Raw genomic sequence first — 18,003 nt, 5'->3', positions numbered from 1 at the left:
GTCGACGTGGCGGCACCGGCGGCCGAACCGGCCACCGGATCATGCTCAGAGAGCGCCGCCACGTTTTTCACTACGCCAACGTTACGTATTTCCCGAGACGACCGCAAACCGTACCCCGAGTGATCCAGACCACCGGTTTGCGCCGGTCCCCGACGGAGCCGAGCACTACGCTACGTAGGATTACCGCCGTGAACCGATTCGGCCGCCTCCCGGTCAGCATTCCGCTCCTGCGCCGCCTCGCGCTCGCCTCGGTGGTCGCCAACGTCGTCATCGTGGTCACCGGGGGCGCCGTCCGGCTCACCGGCTCCGGGCTCGGCTGCCCCACCTGGCCCCGCTGCACCGACGAGTCGTACACCACCACCGCCGCGCTGGGCATCAACGGCGCGATCGAGTTCGGCAACCGTACGCTCACCGGCGCCGTCGGCCTGATCGCGGTCCTCGGGCTGCTCGCGGCCCTGCTGTACCGGCCCCGCCGCCGGTCACTGGTGCTGCTGGCCGGCGCGGTGCTGCTCGGCGTGGCGGCCCAGGCGGTGATCGGCGGGATCACCGTACGGATGCACCTGCACCCGGGCGTCGTCGGCGTGCACTTCATCGTCTCGATGCTGCTGCTGCTCTCCACGTACGCCTTCTGGCGCCGGGTCGACGAGCCCGACGGGCCGGTACGGCTCACCGTGCCCGCCCCGATCCGTACCCTCACCTGGTTCACCACCGCGGTCAGCGGCGCGGTGATCGTGGTCGGCGTGCTGGTCACCGGCAGCGGCCCGCACGCCGGTGACGCCATCGCGGCCCGCAACGGCCTCGACCCGGAGACCATCGCCCAGTTCCACGCCGACCTGGTGTTCCTCCTCGTCGGCCTGACCGTGGGGCTGCTGCTGGCGCTGCGCGCGACAAACGCCCCGGCGCTCGCGGTACGCGCCGCCAAGGTGCTGCTCGCGGTCGAACTGGCCCAGGGGCTGATCGGGCTGGTGCAGTACCTGACCCACCTGCCCGTGCTGCTGGTCGGGGCACACATGCTCGGCGCCTGCCTGGTCTGGCTGGCCACCCTGTCCATGGTCTGGGCGACCCGCGAGCGGCAACCAGCCACCCCGCCCGCCCCCACGGCCCCGCTCGCCCCCACCGACCAGCTCGCCACGTCCACCACCCCCGCCCCCGCCCTCTCCCACTGAACCGACCCGGGCCACCAACACGCCCGATATCCACCCTCCCGCACCACCCCCACCATTTCCCCCACTTCCCCAAAACCCCCACCCCCCACCCCTCCCCCACCCCTCCTCCCGCCCCCACCCCCACCCTTGTCGATCTAGGGCAAAACCTCGCGAGTTGATCACCAAACAACGACGATTTCCCCTAGATCGACGAGTCAGGCGGGGCGGGCACGCGCGGGGGGATCGGGTCACGGCAGCGCCGCGGCGGCGTTGGGGCTGTGACATTGGGGGCTTCGCGCTCAAGGCGGGGCATCACGAGTACGCCTCGTCGATCCCGTTCAGCCACAGGTGGACCAGGGGGTTGGGGGCGGCGTGCCCACGGCGGGCATCAAGCCTGACGGCCCAGAGTGGGCACGCCGCCCCCAACCCACCACACGCACAGACCCCACCCTCAGGACAGCCGACCCACGATCGCGTCAGCCAACCGCCCCGCAGCACCCGCGTCGTACGCGAGGAACAACGACGGCTCCGTCAACTCCAACTCGACCAACACGGGCGCTCCGTCCGACCCCGGAATCAGGTCCACCCGGGCGTAGAGCAGCCGGTCCGTTCCACCCGGCAGGGCTGCCAGCACCCGCTCGGCGGTCTCCCGTTCCACCGGCCCAGGGGTCCGGGCGGCGATCTTCTCGGTTCGGAACAGCTCCGTCGTCTCCTGGTCCGGGCCGGTGAGCACGGCGCCCTTGCGGATCGCGTGACTGAACCGGAGTCCGTCCGGGCCGGCCAGGAAGAGCAGCGCGGTCTCGCCGACCGTGTCCACCGCCGTCAGGTAGGGCTGCACCATGGTGAACCGGCCAGCCGCGCCGAGCCGGGCCACGTGCCGCCGGGCCAGCTCACGTTGGGCCGGGTCGGCCAGGTCGTACCGGCCGGTGTCCAGGCTGCCGGCGCTGATCGCCGGCTTGATCACGTACTCGCCGTCGGTGGCGGGCTGCCAGGACCCGCCCGGCGGCACCCACTCGGTCGGCACCGTCGGTACGCCCGCGTCGGCCAGCTCGCCCAGGTAGCGCTTGTCGGTGTTCCAGCGGACCACCTCGGCCGGGTTGGCCAGGTGGGGCACGGTGGCGGCCCAGGTGACGAACTCCTCCCGACGGGGCGCGTAGTCCCAGGTCGAGCGGAGCACCGCGAGTTCGTACCCGGACCAGTCGATGTCGGGGGCGTCCCAGACGACCCGGTCGACGTGTACGCCCCGGGCGGCCAGCGGCCCGAGCACCAGCCGGTCGTCCGGGTCGAGTTCCGGCAACTCGGCGCAGGTAATGAGAGCGACCCGGGGTTGCCCCCGGGTCGCGCCGTTATCGGACAAGGTTGTCAACGGGCCATCGTGCGCCGCGCCATCGACCGCCACAGGTCGTTGCTCGGTCGCATCTGGTCCATCAACTCCCGCTCCCACTCGTTTTCGATCGTTACCCCCGCTGTTTCACACGCCAGTCGGGCGACATCGGTGCCGTCCGCGAACTGGTCGCCCCACACGCCGTCCTCCCCCACCAGGACGATGCGTGCTCCGCGCTTGCCGACGTACTCGATGACCGCCTTCGCGCCGCCGTGACCGGCGGCGAACGTCCGGATGCCGGCGACCAGGCCACTGGGGGCCGGTTGCGCGGCGGTCTGTTCGTTCGTCAGCGTCGTATGAGAACCATCTGCCATGAGCCGAAGCCTAAGCAGAGGCGACTTCACCTGGCTCCCACTTGTCAGGATTTTGTGATGCCAATTACCCATTGATTTAAGACAGAGCACAGGTGGTTTATGCCTATTTATCCGTTATAGACACCCACCATTGAGCGGCAAATGGGGGCGAACCAGACTCGAACTTGAGTCGATCCGACTCACCCCGCCCGAGTAGGCCATACCCCGGCATAACGGACCAGATCAGATTGAACCGGCTCTATTCGCTTCAGTTATGCTGCTCGATTACGGTCCGGCCCGGGCCGACCTGTCCCGGCCCAGAGCAACGCGTCCCGACTCAGACCAACGCGTCGAGCGCCACCGCGACGAACAGGATCGTCAGGTAGGTGGTCGACCAGTGGAACAGGCGCATCGGCTTGAGCGGCTCGCCCCGACGGGACCGACCCTGCAACCGGTGCGCCTCGAGCACGAAGATCGCGCCGGAGACCACGGCGGTGATGCCGTAGACCGGGCCGAGCCCCTCCCCCAGCGGCCAGGCCGCCAGCGACGCCGCCACGGTCAGCCAGGCGAAGAGCACGATCTCCAGGTTGACCCGGCGCATCGACGCCACCACCGGCAACATCGGGATGCCCGCCCGGGCGTAGTCGTCCTTGTACTTGATGGCGAGCGCGTAGAAGTGCGGCATCTGCCAGAAGAACACCACCGCGAAGAGCGCCCAGCCGGCCGGCGACAGCGAGCCGGTCACCGCGGCCCAGCCGATCAGCACCGGCGCCGCCCCGCAGATACCGCCCCAGAAGGTGTTCTGCGAGGTGGTCCGCTTGAGCCACTTGGTGTAGACGAGGTCGTAGTAGACGATCGCGCCGAGGGTGAGCGCGGTGGCCAGCCAGTTGGTGAAGACCGCCATCAGCGACACCGACAGCACGCCGAGGGTCAGTCCGAAGATCAGCGCACTGCGCGGCGCCACCGTGTGGGTCGGCAGCGGGCGCCGCTTGGTGCGGCGCATGAGCTGGTCGATGTCGCGGTCGATGTAGCAGTTCAACGCGTTCGCCGCGCCCGCGGACAACGAACCGCCCACCAGCACCACCACGATCAGCCAGAGCGAACCCAGGCCCTGCGCCGCCAGCATCATCGCCGGCACCGTCGTGATCAGCAGCAACTCGACGATCCGGGGCTTGGTGAGCGACACGTACGCCCGGACCACCGCCCCGAAGTCCCGACCCCGGCTGGTCGACCCGGCCGCCAGTTCGGCGACCGGAGCCCCGGCGGGGCTGGTGGCGACCGGGCGCTCGGTGATCGTGCTCACGGATTGCCACCTTCCGGCATCGAGGCGGGAGATCGGATTCGGCGGCGACTCGACTCGGGTCAGCACGCCGAGCGACAGCCTACGCGTCGTCGTTTTGGCTGACCGGGCGACCCGTCAAGGGTGCGGGCGGTCACATCTCCGTGACGCCAGCCGAACAACCCGATCACCCGGGTCGAGAGTATCGGCATCTGGATCCCTGGGCGCACGTTTAGGCCGGGTCGCTAGGGTCATCCCAGAGGGTTCCGACCATTGCCCACCGCCGAGGAGCACAAGACATCGTGGCTGCCAAACGACCCACGTCATCACCGTTGAACTGGTCCGACCTCGACCGTCGGGCCGTAGACACCGTCCGAGTGCTGGCCATGGATGCCGTCGAGAAGTCCGGCAACGGCCACCCGGGCACGGCGATGAGCCTCGCTCCCGCCGCGTACCTGATTTTCAACCGGATGCTGAAGCACGACCCGACCGACGCCGCGTGGCCGGGCCGGGACCGCTTCGTGCTCTCGGCCGGGCACTCCAGCCTCACCCTCTACATCCAGCTCTACCTGAGCGGGTACGGGCTGGGTCTGGACGACCTGAAGTCGCTGCGCCAGTGGGGATCGCTCACCCCGGGTCACCCCGAGCACGGGCACACCGTCGGCGTCGAGACCACCACCGGCCCGCTCGGCCAGGGTCTGGGCAACGCGGTCGGCATGGCGATGGCGGCCCGCCGCGAGCGCGGCCTGCTGGACCCGGACGCCGAGCCGGGCCAGTCCGTCTTCGACCACCACATCTGGTGCATCGCCTCCGACGGCGACATCGAGGAGGGCATCAGCCACGAGGCGAGTGCCCTGGCCGCGCACCAGAAGCTCGGCAACCTCGTCCTGGTCTACGACGACAACGAGATCTCCATCGAGGACGACACCCGGATCGCCAAGAGCGAGGACGTGGCCGCCCGTTACGCCGCGTACGGCTGGCACGTGCAGACCGTCGACTGGCGGGCCGGCGACGCCGACCAGGGCGACTACCACGAGGACGTCGAGGCCCTCTACGCGGCGCTGACCGCGGCCAAGGAGGTCACCGACCGGCCGTCGTTCATCGCGCTGCGCACCATCATCGGCTGGCCGGCGCCGAACAAGAAGAACACCGGCAAGATCCACGGCTCGGCGCTCGGCGCCGACGAGGTCGCCGCCACCAAGAAGATCCTCGGCTTCGACCCGGCGCAGAGCTTCGCCGTCGCCGACGAGGTGCTGGCGCACGCCCGGGGCACGATCGAGCGCGGCCAGGCCGCACACGCCGAGTGGGACCAGGCGTACCAGGCGTGGGCGCAGGCGTTCCCGGAGCGCAAGGCGCTGCACGACCGGCTCTCCACCCGTACGCTGCCGGCCGGCTGGACCGACGCGTTGCCGACCTGGCCGGCGGACGCCAAGGGCGTCGCCACCCGGGCCGCCTCGGGCAAGGTGCTGGAGGCGCTCGCCCCGGTGCTGCCCGAACTCTGGGGCGGTTCGGCCGACCTGGCCGAGAGCAACAACACCACGATGAAGGGCGAGCCGTCGTTCATCCCGGCCGAGTACGCGACCAAGGACTTCCCGGGTCACGAGTACGGCCGCACGCTGCACTTCGGCATCCGCGAGCACGCCATGGGCGCGATCCTCAACGGCATCGCGCTGCACGGCGGCACCCGCCCCTACGGCGGCACCTTCCTGGTCTTCAGCGACTACATGCGCCCGTCGGTGCGGCTCGCCGCGCTGATGAAGCTGCCGGTGGTCTACGTCTGGACGCACGACTCGATCGGCCTCGGCGAGGACGGCCCGACCCACCAGCCGGTCGAGCACCTCTCCGCGCTGCGCGCCATCCCCGGCCTGGACGTGGTCCGACCGGCCGACGCGAACGAGACCGCCTGGGCCTGGCGGCAGGCGCTCACCCACACCGACCGGCCGGCCGCGCTGGCGCTCAGCCGCCAGCCGCTGCCGACCTTCGACCGGGAGACGCTCGCGTCGGCCGAGGGCGTGGCCAAGGGCGGGTACGTGCTGGCCGAGGCGTCCACCTCGCAGCCCGACGTGATCCTCATCGGCACCGGCTCCGAGGTGCAGCTCTGCCTCACCGCCCGGGACCGGCTGGAGGCCGCCGGCACCCCGACCCGGGTCGTGTCGATGCCCTGCCAGGAGTGGTTCCGGGAGCAGGACTCGGCCTACCGCGAGTCGGTGCTGCCGCGTTCCGTACGGGCCCGGGTCAGCGTCGAGGCCGGCATCGCCATGTCCTGGCGGGACCTGGTCGGCGAGTTGGGCGAGACGGTGAGCCTGGAGCACTACGGCGCCAGCGCCCCGCACACCGTGCTCTTCGAGCAGTTCGGCTTCACTCCCGACCACATCGTCGCCGCCGCCCACGCGTCGCTGGCTCGGGTCGGCGAGATCACTGGTTCCACCACCGGTAACTGAGAGAAGGTCAGCACATGACGGACAGGTTGGGTGAGCTCAGCGCGGCGGGCGTCGCGGTCTGGCTCGATGATCTTTCAAGGGTGCGGCTCAGCTCCGGCGGGCTGGACCAGCTCCGCCGGGAGAAGCACATGGTCGGGGTCACCACGAACCCGACGATCTTCGCCAAGGCGCTGAGCGACGCCGACGAGTACAACTGGCAGCTCCGGGACCTGGCCGTACGCGGCGTCAGCGTCGAAGAGGCCGTGCGCATGCTGACCACGTACGACGTGCGGTGGGCCAGCGACGTGATGCGGCCGGCGTACGACAGCTCCGCCGGTGTCGACGGCCGGGTCTCGATCGAGGTCGACCCCCGGCTGGCGTACGAGACCGAGAAGACGGTCGCCGAGGCGAAGTCGTTGTGGTGGCTGGTCGACCGGCCGAACCTCTACATCAAGATCCCGGCGACCGAGGCCGGTCTGCCGGCGATCACCGCGACCCTGGCCGCCGGGATCAGCGTGAACGTGACGCTGATCTTCGGCCTGGACCGCTACTCGCAGGTCATGGACGCCTTCCTGGCCGGTCTGGAGCAGGCGAAGGCGAACGGCCACGACCTCAGCAAGATCGGCTCGGTGGCGTCGTTCTTCGTCTCCCGGGTCGACTCCGAGGTCGACAAGAGATTGGATCGGATAGCCGACCAGGCCAACGACAGCGCGGGCAAAGAGGGCGCGGTCGCGCTCAAGGGCAAGGCCGCCGTGGCCAACGCGCAGCTCGCATACGAGCGGTACACCGAGGTCTTCTCCTCCGACCGGTGGAAGGCGCTCGCCGACGCCGGTGCCCACCCGCAGCGCCCGCTCTGGGCCTCCACCTCGACCAAGAACCCGGACTACCGGGACGTCATCTACGTCGAGGAGCTGATCGCCCCCGGTACGGTCAACACGATGCCGGAGGCGGTCATCCACGCGTACGCCGACCACGGCGAGACCGGGAGCGGCGACACCGTCACCGGCTCGTACGAGGCGGCCCGCAAGGTCCTCGGCGACCTGATCGCGGTCGGCGTCGACTTCGACGACGTGATCAACACGCTCGAGCGCGAGGGTGTGGAGAAGTTCGAGGCGAGCTGGGAGGAGCTGCTCGACGGCGTACGCAAGTCGCTCACCGCCGCGGCCTCCGGTGCCGGCCACCCCAACCAGGCGGCCCAGGACAACGCCCAGGCAGCCCAGCGGGCTGGGGGTAACGCGTGACCGTGACCCAGGACCTGGGGAGCGCGGAGGCGGCGGCCGGACTCACGGTCTACGGCGCGGAGGCGATCGACGCCTCCGCGCCCGGCTCCACCCGCGCCGCCCTGGTCGCCGACGACGCCCCCCGCCGCCTGGCGGGCAAGGACGACACCCTCTGGGGGCCGGACGCGCAGGCCGAGGCGAGCATCCGGCTCGGCTGGGTGGACACCCACCGCAACAGCCGCGAACTGCTCCCCCAGCTCGCCGAGCTCAAGGCCGAGCTGGCCGACCTCGACCACGTGGTGCTGGCCGGAATGGGCGGCTCCTCGCTGGCGCCGGAGGTGATCACCCGTACCCTCGGCAAGCCGCTGACCGTGCTGGACACCACCGACCCCGGGCAGGTCCGCGCCGCGCTCGGCGACCGGCTGCTGCAAACGGTCGTGGTGGTGGCCAGCAAGTCCGGCTCCACCGTGGAGACCGACAGCCACCGCCGGGCGTACTGGCAGGCGTTCCTGGACGCCGGCCTGACCGAGGCGGAGGCCGGACGGCACTTCGTCGTGGTCACCGACCCCGGTTCGCCGCTGGCCGACACTGCGGCCGAGATGGGCGCCTTCGTCATCCTGGCCGACCCCAACGTGGGTGGCCGCTACTCGGCGCTCACCGCGTTCGGGCTGGTCCCCTCGGCGCTGGCCGGGGTCGAGGTGGCGGAGCTGCTGGACCAGGCCGAGGAGTTGTCCGCCGCGCTCGCCGGGGACAAGGACAACCCGGCGCTGGCGCTCGGTGCCGCGCTCGGCACCGCCGCCACCGGCGGCCGGGACAAGATCTCGCTGGTGCCCGACGGCACCGGGATCGACGGGCTCGGCGACTGGGCCGAACAGCTCATCGCCGAGTCGACAGGCAAGGGCGGCGTGGGCATCCTGCCGGTCGTGGTCGAGTCGCCGGAGGCACCCGGTGCCACCGGCTCGGACGTGCTCACCGTGACCTACGGCGGGGCACTGGCCCCGGGCACCTCGCCCGGTGGCGGCATCGCGCCCCACCTCGCCGTGAACGGCCCGCTCGGCGCCCAGTTCCTGGCCTGGGAGTACGCGACCGCGCTGGCCGGCGTCGTGCTCGGCATCGACCCGTTCGACCAGCCGAACGTCACCGAGTCCAAGGAGAACACCAACCGGATCCTGGCCGGCGGGCTGCCGACCGAGGCACCGTCGTTCACCGAGGGATCGGTCGAGGTGCACGCCCCCTCGGGTGCCCCCGGCGACCTCGCGGGCGTACTCCGCTGGCTCTTCGACGGTCTCGGCTCGGACGGCTACCTGGCCGTGATGGCGTACCTGGACCGGTTCGCCGACGCCGACACCGCGCGGCTCCGGCCGCTGCTCGCCGAGGCGGCCAGCCGCCCGGTGACCTTCGGCTGGGGACCCCGGTTCCTGCACTCCACCGGCCAGTACCACAAGGGTGGCCCGCAGGTCGGTGCGTACCTGCAGATCACCGGCGCGGTGGCCGAGGACCTGCCGGTGCCGGGCAAGCCGTACAGCTTCGGCGAGTTGCAGGCGGCGCAGGCGGCCGGGGACCGGCAGGCGCTGGCCGAGCGGGAGCGGCCGGTGCTCCGGTTGCACCTGACCGACCGCGCGGCCGGCATCGCCGAGCTGCTCGCCGCGGTTCGAGAGCTGCGGAGCTGAGATGAGTCCGGGGCTGAGTAAGGAAGAAGGAGGCGCCGTGAACCCGCTGCGCGATCCACAGGACCGGCGGCTGCCGCGCATCCCGGAGCCGTGCGCTCTGGTGATCTTCGGTGTCACCGGCGACCTGGCGCAGAAGAAGCTGATTCCGGCCGTCTACGACCTGGCCAACCGGGGGCTGCTGCCGCCGGGCTTCGTGGTGCTCGGGTTCGCCCGGCGGGACTGGGGTGACGGCGACTTCGAGTCGCTGGCGTACCAGGCCGCGCGTAGGGGCGCCCGGACGCCGTGGCGGGAGGAGGTCTGGTCCCGGCTCGCCGGCAACATCAAGTTCGTCGGCGGGTCGTTCGACGACGACGACGCCTTCGACTCCCTCGCTGAGACCCTGGACGAACTGCGTACCACCCACGGCATTGCCGGGAACGCGGCGTTCTACTTCTCCATCCCGCCGGCCGCGTTCCCGGTGGTGCTCAAGCAGCTCGCCCGCACCGGCATGGCGGACAACGCCAAGTCCGGCGGCTGGCGCCGGGTGGTGGTGGAGAAGCCGTTCGGCTCCGACCTGCGCTCGGCCAAGGAGCTGAACGACCTGGTCGACGACGTCTTCACCCGGGACGACGTGTTCCGCATCGACCACTACCTGGGCAAGGAAACCGTCCAGAACATCATGGCGCTGCGGTTCGCGAACAACCTGTTCGAGCCGCTCTGGAACTCCAAGTACGTCGACTCGGTGCAGATCACCATGGCCGAGGACGTCGGGATCGGCTCCCGGGCCGGGTTCTACGACGCGGCCGGTGCCGCCCGTGACGTACTCCAGAACCACCTGCTGCAACTGCTCGCCCTGGTGGCGATGGAGGAGCCGACCAGCTTCGACGCCACCGAGATCCGGGCCGAGAAGCTCAAGGTGCTGCGTGCCATCACCATCCCCAAGGACGTGGGGACCGGCACCGTACGCGGGCAGTACCTGCCCGGCTGGGTGGCCGGTCAGCGCGCGGTCGGTTACCTGGACGAGAAGAACATCCCGGCGGACTCGACCACGGAGACGTACGTGGCGGTGCGGCTGGGTATCCAGAACCGGCGCTGGGCCGAGGTGCCCTTCTACATCCGCGCCGGCAAGCGGCTGCCCCGCCGGGTGACCGAGGTGGCGATCATGTTCAAGCGGGCGCCGCACCTGCCGTTCGGCGCCACCGACGTCGAGATGCTCGGCAACAACCAGCTCGTGGTGCGGGTCCAGCCGGACGAGGGCGTGGTGCTGAAGTTCGGCGCCAAGGTCCCGGGCACCACCATGGAGGTCCGCGACATCGCGATGGACTTCCAGTACGGCGAGGCGTTCACCGAGTCCAGCCCGGAGGCGTACGAGCGGCTCGTGCTCGACGTGCTGATCGGGGACCGGACGCTCTTCCCGGACGCCGCCGAGGTGGAGCAGAGCTGGCAGGTGATCGACCCGTTGGAAACGGCGTGGCGGGAGACGAAGCCGGAGCCGTACCGGGCCGGCGAGTGGGGTCCCCGGGCGGCCGACGAGATGCTGGCCCGGGAGGGCCGGGCATGGCGGCGGGCGTGAGCGTGCGGACCGGCGGGCCCAGCGAGCAGACCAGGAGGCTCCTTTGATCGGCCTATGGGACACCACCGGGAACGAGGTGGTGAAGGCGTTGGCCGCCGAGCGGCGCAGCGCGGGTGGGGTGGCCAGCGGCATGGCGCTCACCCTGATCGTGGTGGTGGACGAGAAACGTGTCCGCGAGGCCGAGGCCGCGGCGACCATCGCGGCGGCGGCGCACCCGTGCCGGCTGCTGGTCGTGGTCCGCTCCGACGTCGAGCGGGAGCAGAGCCGGCTGGACGCCGAGATCGTCGTCGGCGGCCGGCTCGGTCCGTGCGAGGCGGTCGTGATGCGGATGTACGGCCGGCTCGCGCTGCACGCCGAGTCGGTGGTGATGCCGCTGCTGGTGCCGGACGTACCGGTGGTCACCTGGTGGCACAGCGACCCGCCGGCGCAGATCGCCAACGACTTCCTCGGAGTCGTCGCCGACCGGCGGATCACCGACGCCGCGCAGGCGGTCAACCCGATCGACGCGCTGCGTCAGCGGGCCCAGGACTACGCGCCGGGCGACACCGACCTGGCGTGGACGCGGATCACCCCGTGGCGCACCCTGGTCGCGGGCGCGTTCGACACCACCGCCGCCCGGGTCACCGACGCGGTTGTGGTCGCGCCGCGTACCGACCCGACCGCCGCGCTGATGATCGGCTGGCTCGGGGCCCGGCTGGGCATCACCCCGCGCTGGGAGGAGACCACCGAGCACGCCCGGATGCGTTCGGTGGAGCTGAGCTGCGCCAACGGTGACCGACTGGTGCTCACCCGGGAGAACAACACCGCTAGCTTCGAGCGGACCGGACAGGCCGACCGTCACCTTCCGCTGACCCGCCGGCCGCTCGGTGACGAGTTGGCCGAGGAACTGCGGCGGCTCGACGCCGACCAGGTCTACGCCGAGGCGCTGGGCTCGGCCACCGGGCTCGGCGGTCTGGACCTACGCCCGGCCCAGCGGGTGCACATCTGGAAGGACCCGACACCGCCCCGACGGTCGGCCACACCGGCCGCCGCCGCGAGCACGTCGGCCGGACCCGCGGGGGCCGCCCGGTGAGCGAGACCATCGTCGAGGTACACGCCGACCCGTCCGTCCTCGCCCAGGTGGTCGCCGCCCGGTTGGTGCTGAAGCTGATCGACGCCCAGTCCGACCGGGGCGAGGCGGGGGTGGTGCTGACCGGTGGCCGGGTCGCCGGTGCGGTCTTCCTCGCCGTACGCGACCTGCCGGCCCGGGACGCGGTCGACTGGTCCCGGGTCGACGTGTGGTGGGGTGACGAGCGGTTCCTGCCGACCGGCCACCCCGAGCGCAACGAGACCCAGGCCAGGGCCGCCCTGCTCGACCTGCTGCCGCTGGACCCGTCCCGGGTGCACGCGATGCCCGCCACTGACGGCCCGGACGGCGACGACCCGGAGGCGGCCGCGGCCCGGTACGCCGAGACCCTGGCCGCCGTCGCGCCCGGCACCGCCGCCCTGCCCCACTTCGACGTGCTGATGCTGGGAGTGGGCGAGGACGGCCACGTCGCCTCGGTCTTCCCCGAGCATCCGGTGGGCTACGAGACCAGGCCGGTCAGTGCGGTACGGGGCAGCCCGAAACCGCCACCGACCCGGGTGACCCTCACCCTGCCGGCGATCAACACGGCCGAGGAGATCTGGCTCGTGGCGGCCGGGGCGGACAAGGCCAAGGCGGTCGGGATGGCGCTCACCGGTGCCGGAGCGCTCCAGTTGCCGGCGGCCGGCGTACACGGGGTGGAACGCACCCGGTGGATGCTGGACCAGGCGGCGGCGACCGAGGTCAAGCCCAGCTTCCGCAGCCTGCGCTGATCGTGGACCCCCGGAACGGCTCGACGGATCAACCGTCGGGCCGACCGGGGGTTTGTCGTATTCGGGGGAGTTCGCCGCCGGGGCAGGTCGGCGGTCTTCGGTCAGGCCGTCGGGCTCCGGTCAGGATTCGCCGCGACGGCGGCGCAGCGCGGCCAGGGCCTCGTCGACCAGGGCAGCACCGTCGGCGTCGCTGCGCCGCTCCTTCACGTACGCCAGGTGGGACTTGTGCGGCTCGGCCCGCAGCGGTCCGGGCGGGTTCTGTACGTCCTGCCCGGCGGGCTGGCCGCAGTGCGGGCACTCCCAGGTCTCGGGCGGAGCCACATCGGCCGCCAGCGGGATCTCGACCCCGTGCCGGTTGACGCACCAGTAGGTGACCGCGCGGCGGGGCGCCGGCTCGGTGCGGCCGGTCGGCCGGGCCGGGGTGGCGCCGACCCGGGTGCCCCGGATGGCGTTGTTGTGCTGCACGGTTGCTCGCTCCTGTCCTCGGAGGGAAACCCCCACCGGGTACGGCGGCGGCGTGGTGCGACGCGGTGCGGCAAAACGACGCGCGCGGCCCGTGGAGACGGGCCGCGCGCAGGTATTGCGACTCTGTTCGGGCAGGTTAGCTGGCCATCGCGAGCTTGAGCCAGAGGCCCAAGCCGACAATGCAGGCAAACCAGACAACACCCACCAGAACCGTGTAACGGTCGAGGTTCTTCTCCGCCACCGACGAACCGGCCAGGCTGGAGCTCACCCCACCGCCGAACATGCTCGACAACCCGCCACCCTTGCCACGGTGCAGCAGGATCAGCATGGTGAGCAGCACGCTCGTGATGACCAGCAACACGATCAACGTGTATGCGAACTGGATCGGAAGCATGGTTAGGGTCAGTCCTCTCGTGACGGGCCCGTCAACAATAGCGGCCGGCTACGCGGCGATGTGCTCCGGGAACCGGCAGATTTTGGCGAACTCCTCGGCATCCAGGCTCGCCCCGCCCACCAGAGCACCGTCGACATCCGGCTGAGCCATGATCGCGGCGACGTTCGACGACTTCACCGAGCCCCCGTAGAGGACCCGGATCTGGTCGGCGGTGGCCTTGCCGAAGGTCTGCGCGATCCGCTCGCGCACCGCCCCGCAGACCTCCTGGGCGTTCTCCGGCGTGGCCGTCTTGCCGGTGCCGATCGCCCAGACCGGCTCGTACGCGACGACCACCTGGGCCACCTGCTCCGGGGTGAGTCCCTGCAACGCCGCGTCGAGCTGGTCGCAGCAGTGGATCACGTGCCGGGACTGCTCCCGGACGTCCAGCCCCTCGCCGATGCAGAGGATCGGCGTGATCTCGCTGCCGAGCGCCGCCACCACCTTCGCGTTGACCAGGACGTCGTCCTCGTGGTGGTAGGCCCGCCGCTCGGAGTGCCCGACCACCACGTACTGGCAGCCGAGCTTGCTCAGCATCGGCCCGGAGATGTCCCCGGTGTAGGCCCCCGGCGGGTACGGCGAGAGGTCCTGGGCGCCGTACCCGATCAGCAGCTTGTCGCCCTCGATGGCGGTCTGCACGCTGCGCAGCGAGGTGAACGGCGGCAGGACCACCGTCTCGACGTCGGTGAGCTGCTGCACGTTGAGCCGGAACGCCAGCTCCTGGATCAGCTTGTTGGCCTCGAAGTGGTTCAGGTTCATCTTCCAGTTGCCGGCCATCAACGGCCGGCGTGCCGGAGCTGCCATCAGTTCTCCAGGGCGGCGATACCGGGGAGGTTCTTGCCCTCCAGGTACTCCAGCGAGGCTCCCCCGCCGGTAGAGATGTGACCGAACGAGGACTCGTCCAGGCCGAGCGCGCGCACCGCCGCGGCCGAGTCCCCGCCACCGACCACGGTGAACCCGTTCACCGCGGTGATCGCCTCGGCGACCCCCCGGGTGCCGGCCGCGAACGCCGGCATCTCGAACACGCCCATCGGCCCGTTCCAGAACACCGTCTTGGCACCGCTGATCACCTCGGCGAAGGCGGCCACCGTACGCGGGCCGACGTCCAGCCCGAGCCGGTTCTGCGGGATCGACTCGGCCGGCACCGTCTCGTGCGCGGCGTCCGGCGCGAACGCCGTCGCGGCCACCACGTCGAGCGGAAGGACGATCTTGCCGTCCGCCCGGGCCAGCAGCTCCCGGCAGGTGTCGACCATCTCCTCCTCGAGCAGCGAGGTGCCCACCCCGTGGCCCTGGGCCTTGAGGAAGGTGAAGCACATCCCGCCGCCGATGAGCAGCCGGTCCACCGTCGGCAGCAGCGCCTCGATCACGGCCAGCTTGTCGCTGACCTTCGAGCCGCCGAGCACCACCACGTACGGCCGGTCGGGCTCGCCGGTCAGCCGGGACAACACCTCGACCTCGCGCAGCACCAGCCGCCCGGCCACGTGCGGCAGCCTGGCCGGTACGTCGTACACGCTGGCGTGCTTGCGGTGCACCGCGCCGAACGCGTCGTCCACGTACGCCTCGGCGAAGCCGGCGAGCTGGTCGGCGAACGCGCCCCGCTCGGCCTCGTCCTTGCTGGTCTCGCCCGGGTTGAACCGCAGGTTCTCCAGCAGCACCAGCTCGCCCGCGGCGAGCGAGGCGACCGCACCCTGGGCGGACTCGCCCACGGTGTCGGTCGCGAAGGTCACCGGCGAGCCGAGCAGCTCGGCCAGCCGGGTCGCCACCGGGGCGAGGCTGTACTGCGGGTCGGGCGCGCCCTTCGGGCGGCCCAGGTGCGAGCAGACGACAACCGCCGCGCCCGCGTCCCGCAGGGCGGTCAGGGTCGGCAGCACCGCCCGGATCCGCCCGTCGTCGGTGATCGCCCCGCTGGCCTTGTCCAGGGGTACGTTCAGGTCGGCGCGCACCAGCACCCGCCGACCTGACACCCCCTCGGCCAGCAGATCGTCGAGGGTACCGATGCTCACAGCGAGGAACCCACCAGCTTGACCAGGTCGACGAGGCGGTTCGAGTAACCCCACTCGTTGTCGTACCAGCCGACGACCTTGACCTGGTTGCCGATCACCTTGGTCAGACCGGCGTCGAAGATGCAGGAGGCCGGGTCGGTGACGATGTCGCTGGAGACGATCTCGTCCTCGGTGTAGACCAGGATGCCCTTGAGCGGGCCCTCGGCGGCGGCCTTCAGCGCGGCGTTGACCTCCTCCACCGAGGTCTCGCGGCCGGCGGTGAAGGTCAGGTCGGTGGCCGAGCCGGTCGGGATCGGCACCCGCAGCGCGAAGCCGTCGAGCTTGCCCTTGAGCTGCGGCAGCACCAGGCCGATCGCCTTGGCGGCGCCGGTCGAGGTCGGCACGATGTTCAGCGCGGCGGCACGGGCCCGGCGGAGGTCCTTGTGCGGGCCGTCCTGGAGGTTCTGGTCCTGGGTGTACGCGTGGATCGTGGTCATCAGACCCTTCTCGATCCCCACCGTGTCGCTGAGCACCTTCGCCATCGGCGCGAGGCAGTTGGTGGTGCACGAGGCGTTCGAGATGATGTTGTGCTTGGCCGGGTCGTACTGGTCGTGGTTGACGCCCATCACGACCGTGACGTCCTCGTTCTTCGCCGGGGCGGAGATGATGACCTTCTTGGCGCCACCGTCGATGTGCGCCTTGGCCTTGGTCGCGTCGGTGAAGAAGCCGGTCGACTCGATCACCACGTCGGCACCCAGGTCGCCCCACGGCAGCTTGCTCGGGTCCTTCTCGGCGAACGCCTTGAAGGTCTGGCCACCGACGGTGATCTCGTCGGCGGTCGCCTTCGCCTCGTGCGGCAGGCGGCCGAGGATGCTGTCGTACTTGAGCAGGTGCGCCAGCGTGGCGTTGTCGGTGAGGTCGTTCGCGCCGACCAGTTCGATGTCGGCGCCCGAGGCGAGCACCGCACGGAAGAAGTTGCGGCCGATTCGGCCAAAGCCGTTGATGCCAACCCGGATGGTCACAGGCCCATCTCCTCGCAGTCTGGTCCGGCGGCGTTCAGCCCGATCGCCGTCGGAAGTGTGCGCGCCGACCGCAGGAGTCGGCCGCCGATACTGATCGGCCACCCCGCCGCGGTCCGAGGACCTGACCGCCCGAGGCGGTGAATACGGCGTGGGTAACCGGTTCCGGCCCCGTCGCCGTACGCTCGGTACCCTATCGGAGCGGACCGTGCCGCGTTGCGTCGGGGCGTAAACCCACCCCGTTCGTGGGCGGACCCGTCACCGTCGAGGTGGGACACGCGGATCGGCCGTTCCCGGCGGACCACTCAGACGGCCAGCATGTCCGGCGTCACCGCCGCTTCGGTGTCCGGGATGCCCAGGTCACGGGCGCGCTTGTCGGCCAGCGCCAGCAGCCGCCGGATCCGCCCGGCGATCGCGTCCTTGGTCAGCGGCGGGTCGGCCAGCGCGCCCAGCTCCTCCAGCGACGCCTGGCGGTGCTCCAACCGCAACTGCCCGGCCGAGGTGAGGTGGTTCGGCGCCTCCTCGGCGAGGATCTCCAGCGCCCGGGTGACCCGGGCGGCGGCGGCCACCGCGGCGCGGGCCGAGCGACGCAGGTTGGCGTCGTCGAAGTTGGCCAGCCGGTTGGCGGTGGCCCGCACCTCGCGCCGGACCCGGCGCTCCTCCCAGGCCAGCACGCTGGAGTGGGCGCCGATCCGGGTGAGCAGCGCGGCGATCGCGTCGCCGTCCTTGACCACCACCCGGTCGACCCCGCGCACCTCGCGGGCCTTGGCGGTGATCCCGATCCGGCGGGCCGCCCCGACCAGGGCGAGCGCCGACTCCGGCCCGGGACAGGTGATCTCGAGCGCGGACGAGCGGCCCGGTTCGGTCAGCGACCCGTGCGCCATGAACGCGCCCCGCCAGGCGGCCACCGCGCAGCAGACGTTCGCCGCGACCACGTGCGGCGGCAGACCGCGCACCGGTCGACCCCGGACGTCGAGCAGCCCGGTCTGGCGGGCCAGCGCCTCGCCGTCCTTGACCACCCGGACGATGTAGTGGCTGCCCTTGCGCAGCCCGCCGGAGGCGAGCACGTGAATCTCGCTCGGGTAGCCGTACACCTCGGCGATCTCGCGGCGCAGTCGCCGGGCCACCGCGCCGGTGTCGAGTTCCGCCTCCACGACCACCCGGCCGGAGACGATGTGCAGGCCGCCCGCGAACCGCAGCAGGGCAGCCATCTCCGCCCGGCGGCAGCAGGGTTTGGGCACGTCGACCCGGCTCAGCTCGTCCTTGACCGCAGCTGTCATCGCCATTGTCGTCACCTCGTGGCCGGTT

At 71.2% G+C, this 18,003-nt stretch carries 16 protein-coding genes; 7 read left to right on the top strand and 9 right to left on the bottom strand.

All coding sequences use genetic code 11. From position 1 onward, the window contains the following. Positions 1-188: 188 nt before the first annotated feature. Complete coding sequence (locus ACI2K4_RS18235) at positions 189-1,166, top strand: heme A synthase (protein ID WP_404512751.1); 978 nt, start codon at positions 189-191, stop codon at positions 1,164-1,166. A gap of 430 nt (positions 1,167-1,596) precedes the next feature. Here the strand turns inward: ACI2K4_RS18235 and ACI2K4_RS18230 are convergent, their stop codons facing one another. The 3 genes from ACI2K4_RS18230 to ACI2K4_RS18220 form a co-directional block, all read right to left on the bottom strand. Then, positions 1,597-2,502: a RimK family alpha-L-glutamate ligase gene (locus ACI2K4_RS18230; protein ID WP_404512984.1), complete on the bottom strand. Its 906-nt coding sequence runs from the start codon at positions 2,500-2,502 to the stop codon at positions 1,597-1,599. A gap of 5 nt (positions 2,503-2,507) precedes the next feature. After that, entirely contained in the window at positions 2,508-2,843 is a 336-nt protein-coding gene (locus ACI2K4_RS18225) for a hypothetical protein (protein WP_404512749.1), read from the bottom strand. 316 nt (positions 2,844-3,159) lie between these two features. After that, complete coding sequence (locus ACI2K4_RS18220; RefSeq protein WP_404512747.1) at positions 3,160-4,125, bottom strand: heme o synthase; 966 nt, start codon at positions 4,123-4,125, stop codon at positions 3,160-3,162. Between the two features lie 278 nt (positions 4,126-4,403). Between ACI2K4_RS18220 and tkt the strand changes: the two genes are divergently transcribed. Genes tkt through pgl form a run of 6 tightly spaced genes read left to right on the top strand, consistent with a single transcriptional unit; the run spans position 4,404 to position 12,799 of the window. Further along, a complete protein-coding gene (tkt, locus tag ACI2K4_RS18215; RefSeq protein ID WP_404512745.1) occupies positions 4,404-6,542 on the top strand; it encodes a transketolase in 2,139 nt (712 codons plus the stop codon). 14 nt (positions 6,543-6,556) lie between these two features. Next, positions 6,557-7,762, top strand: coding sequence for a transaldolase (gene tal, locus ACI2K4_RS18210; protein WP_404512743.1), 1,206 nt, complete (start codon positions 6,557-6,559; stop codon positions 7,760-7,762). A gap of 2 nt (positions 7,763-7,764) precedes the next feature. After that, positions 7,765-9,411 carry a glucose-6-phosphate isomerase gene (locus tag ACI2K4_RS18205; RefSeq protein ID WP_404512983.1) on the top strand — a complete coding sequence of 549 codons (1,647 nt, stop codon included), beginning with the start codon at positions 7,765-7,767 and terminating at the stop codon, positions 9,409-9,411. A 1-nt stretch (position 9,412) separates the two neighbouring features. Further along, complete coding sequence (gene zwf / locus ACI2K4_RS18200) at positions 9,413-10,963, top strand: glucose-6-phosphate dehydrogenase (RefSeq protein ID WP_404512741.1); 1,551 nt, start codon at positions 9,413-9,415, stop codon at positions 10,961-10,963. 43 nt (positions 10,964-11,006) lie between these two features. Next, on the top strand, positions 11,007-12,035 hold the full coding sequence (locus ACI2K4_RS18195; RefSeq protein ID WP_404512739.1) for a glucose-6-phosphate dehydrogenase assembly protein OpcA: 1,029 nt from the start codon (positions 11,007-11,009) through the stop codon (positions 12,033-12,035). Beyond that, positions 12,032-12,799: a 6-phosphogluconolactonase gene (gene pgl, locus ACI2K4_RS18190; protein ID WP_404512737.1), complete on the top strand. Its 768-nt coding sequence runs from the start codon at positions 12,032-12,034 to the stop codon at positions 12,797-12,799. The genes ACI2K4_RS18195 and pgl overlap by 4 nt, the downstream gene beginning before the upstream one ends. 120 nt (positions 12,800-12,919) lie before the next feature. Here pgl and ACI2K4_RS18185 read toward each other — a convergent pair whose 3' ends face one another. The 6 genes from ACI2K4_RS18185 to whiA form a co-directional block, all read right to left on the bottom strand. Beyond that, positions 12,920-13,264 (bottom strand): RNA polymerase-binding protein RbpA, encoded by a 345-nt coding sequence (locus tag ACI2K4_RS18185; protein ID WP_404512735.1) that lies wholly within the window; start codon positions 13,262-13,264, stop codon positions 12,920-12,922. A 136-nt stretch (positions 13,265-13,400) separates the two neighbouring features. Further along, on the bottom strand, positions 13,401-13,658 hold the full coding sequence (gene secG / locus ACI2K4_RS18180) for a preprotein translocase subunit SecG (protein WP_121155430.1): 258 nt from the start codon (positions 13,656-13,658) through the stop codon (positions 13,401-13,403). Positions 13,659-13,706: 48 nt separating this feature from the next. Next, complete coding sequence (gene tpiA, locus ACI2K4_RS18175) at positions 13,707-14,498, bottom strand: triose-phosphate isomerase (RefSeq protein ID WP_404512733.1); 792 nt, start codon at positions 14,496-14,498, stop codon at positions 13,707-13,709. Then, on the bottom strand, positions 14,498-15,697 hold the full coding sequence (locus ACI2K4_RS18170; protein ID WP_404512731.1) for a phosphoglycerate kinase: 1,200 nt from the start codon (positions 15,695-15,697) through the stop codon (positions 14,498-14,500). The genes tpiA and ACI2K4_RS18170 overlap by 1 nt, the downstream gene beginning before the upstream one ends. Next, positions 15,694-16,698, bottom strand: coding sequence for a type I glyceraldehyde-3-phosphate dehydrogenase (gene gap, locus ACI2K4_RS18165; RefSeq protein WP_404512729.1), 1,005 nt, complete (start codon positions 16,696-16,698; stop codon positions 15,694-15,696). The genes ACI2K4_RS18170 and gap overlap by 4 nt, the downstream gene beginning before the upstream one ends. A gap of 302 nt (positions 16,699-17,000) precedes the next feature. Next, positions 17,001-17,981, bottom strand: coding sequence for a DNA-binding protein WhiA (gene whiA / locus ACI2K4_RS18160; protein ID WP_121155438.1), 981 nt, complete (start codon positions 17,979-17,981; stop codon positions 17,001-17,003). Between the last annotated feature and the right edge of the window lie 22 nt (positions 17,982-18,003).

Source organism: Micromonospora sp. NPDC050397 (assembly GCF_044901685.1).
Taxonomy (GTDB): Bacteria; Actinomycetota; Actinomycetes; order Mycobacteriales; family Micromonosporaceae; genus Micromonospora_G.
This window is presented reverse-complemented; position numbering and strand designations above follow the sequence as displayed.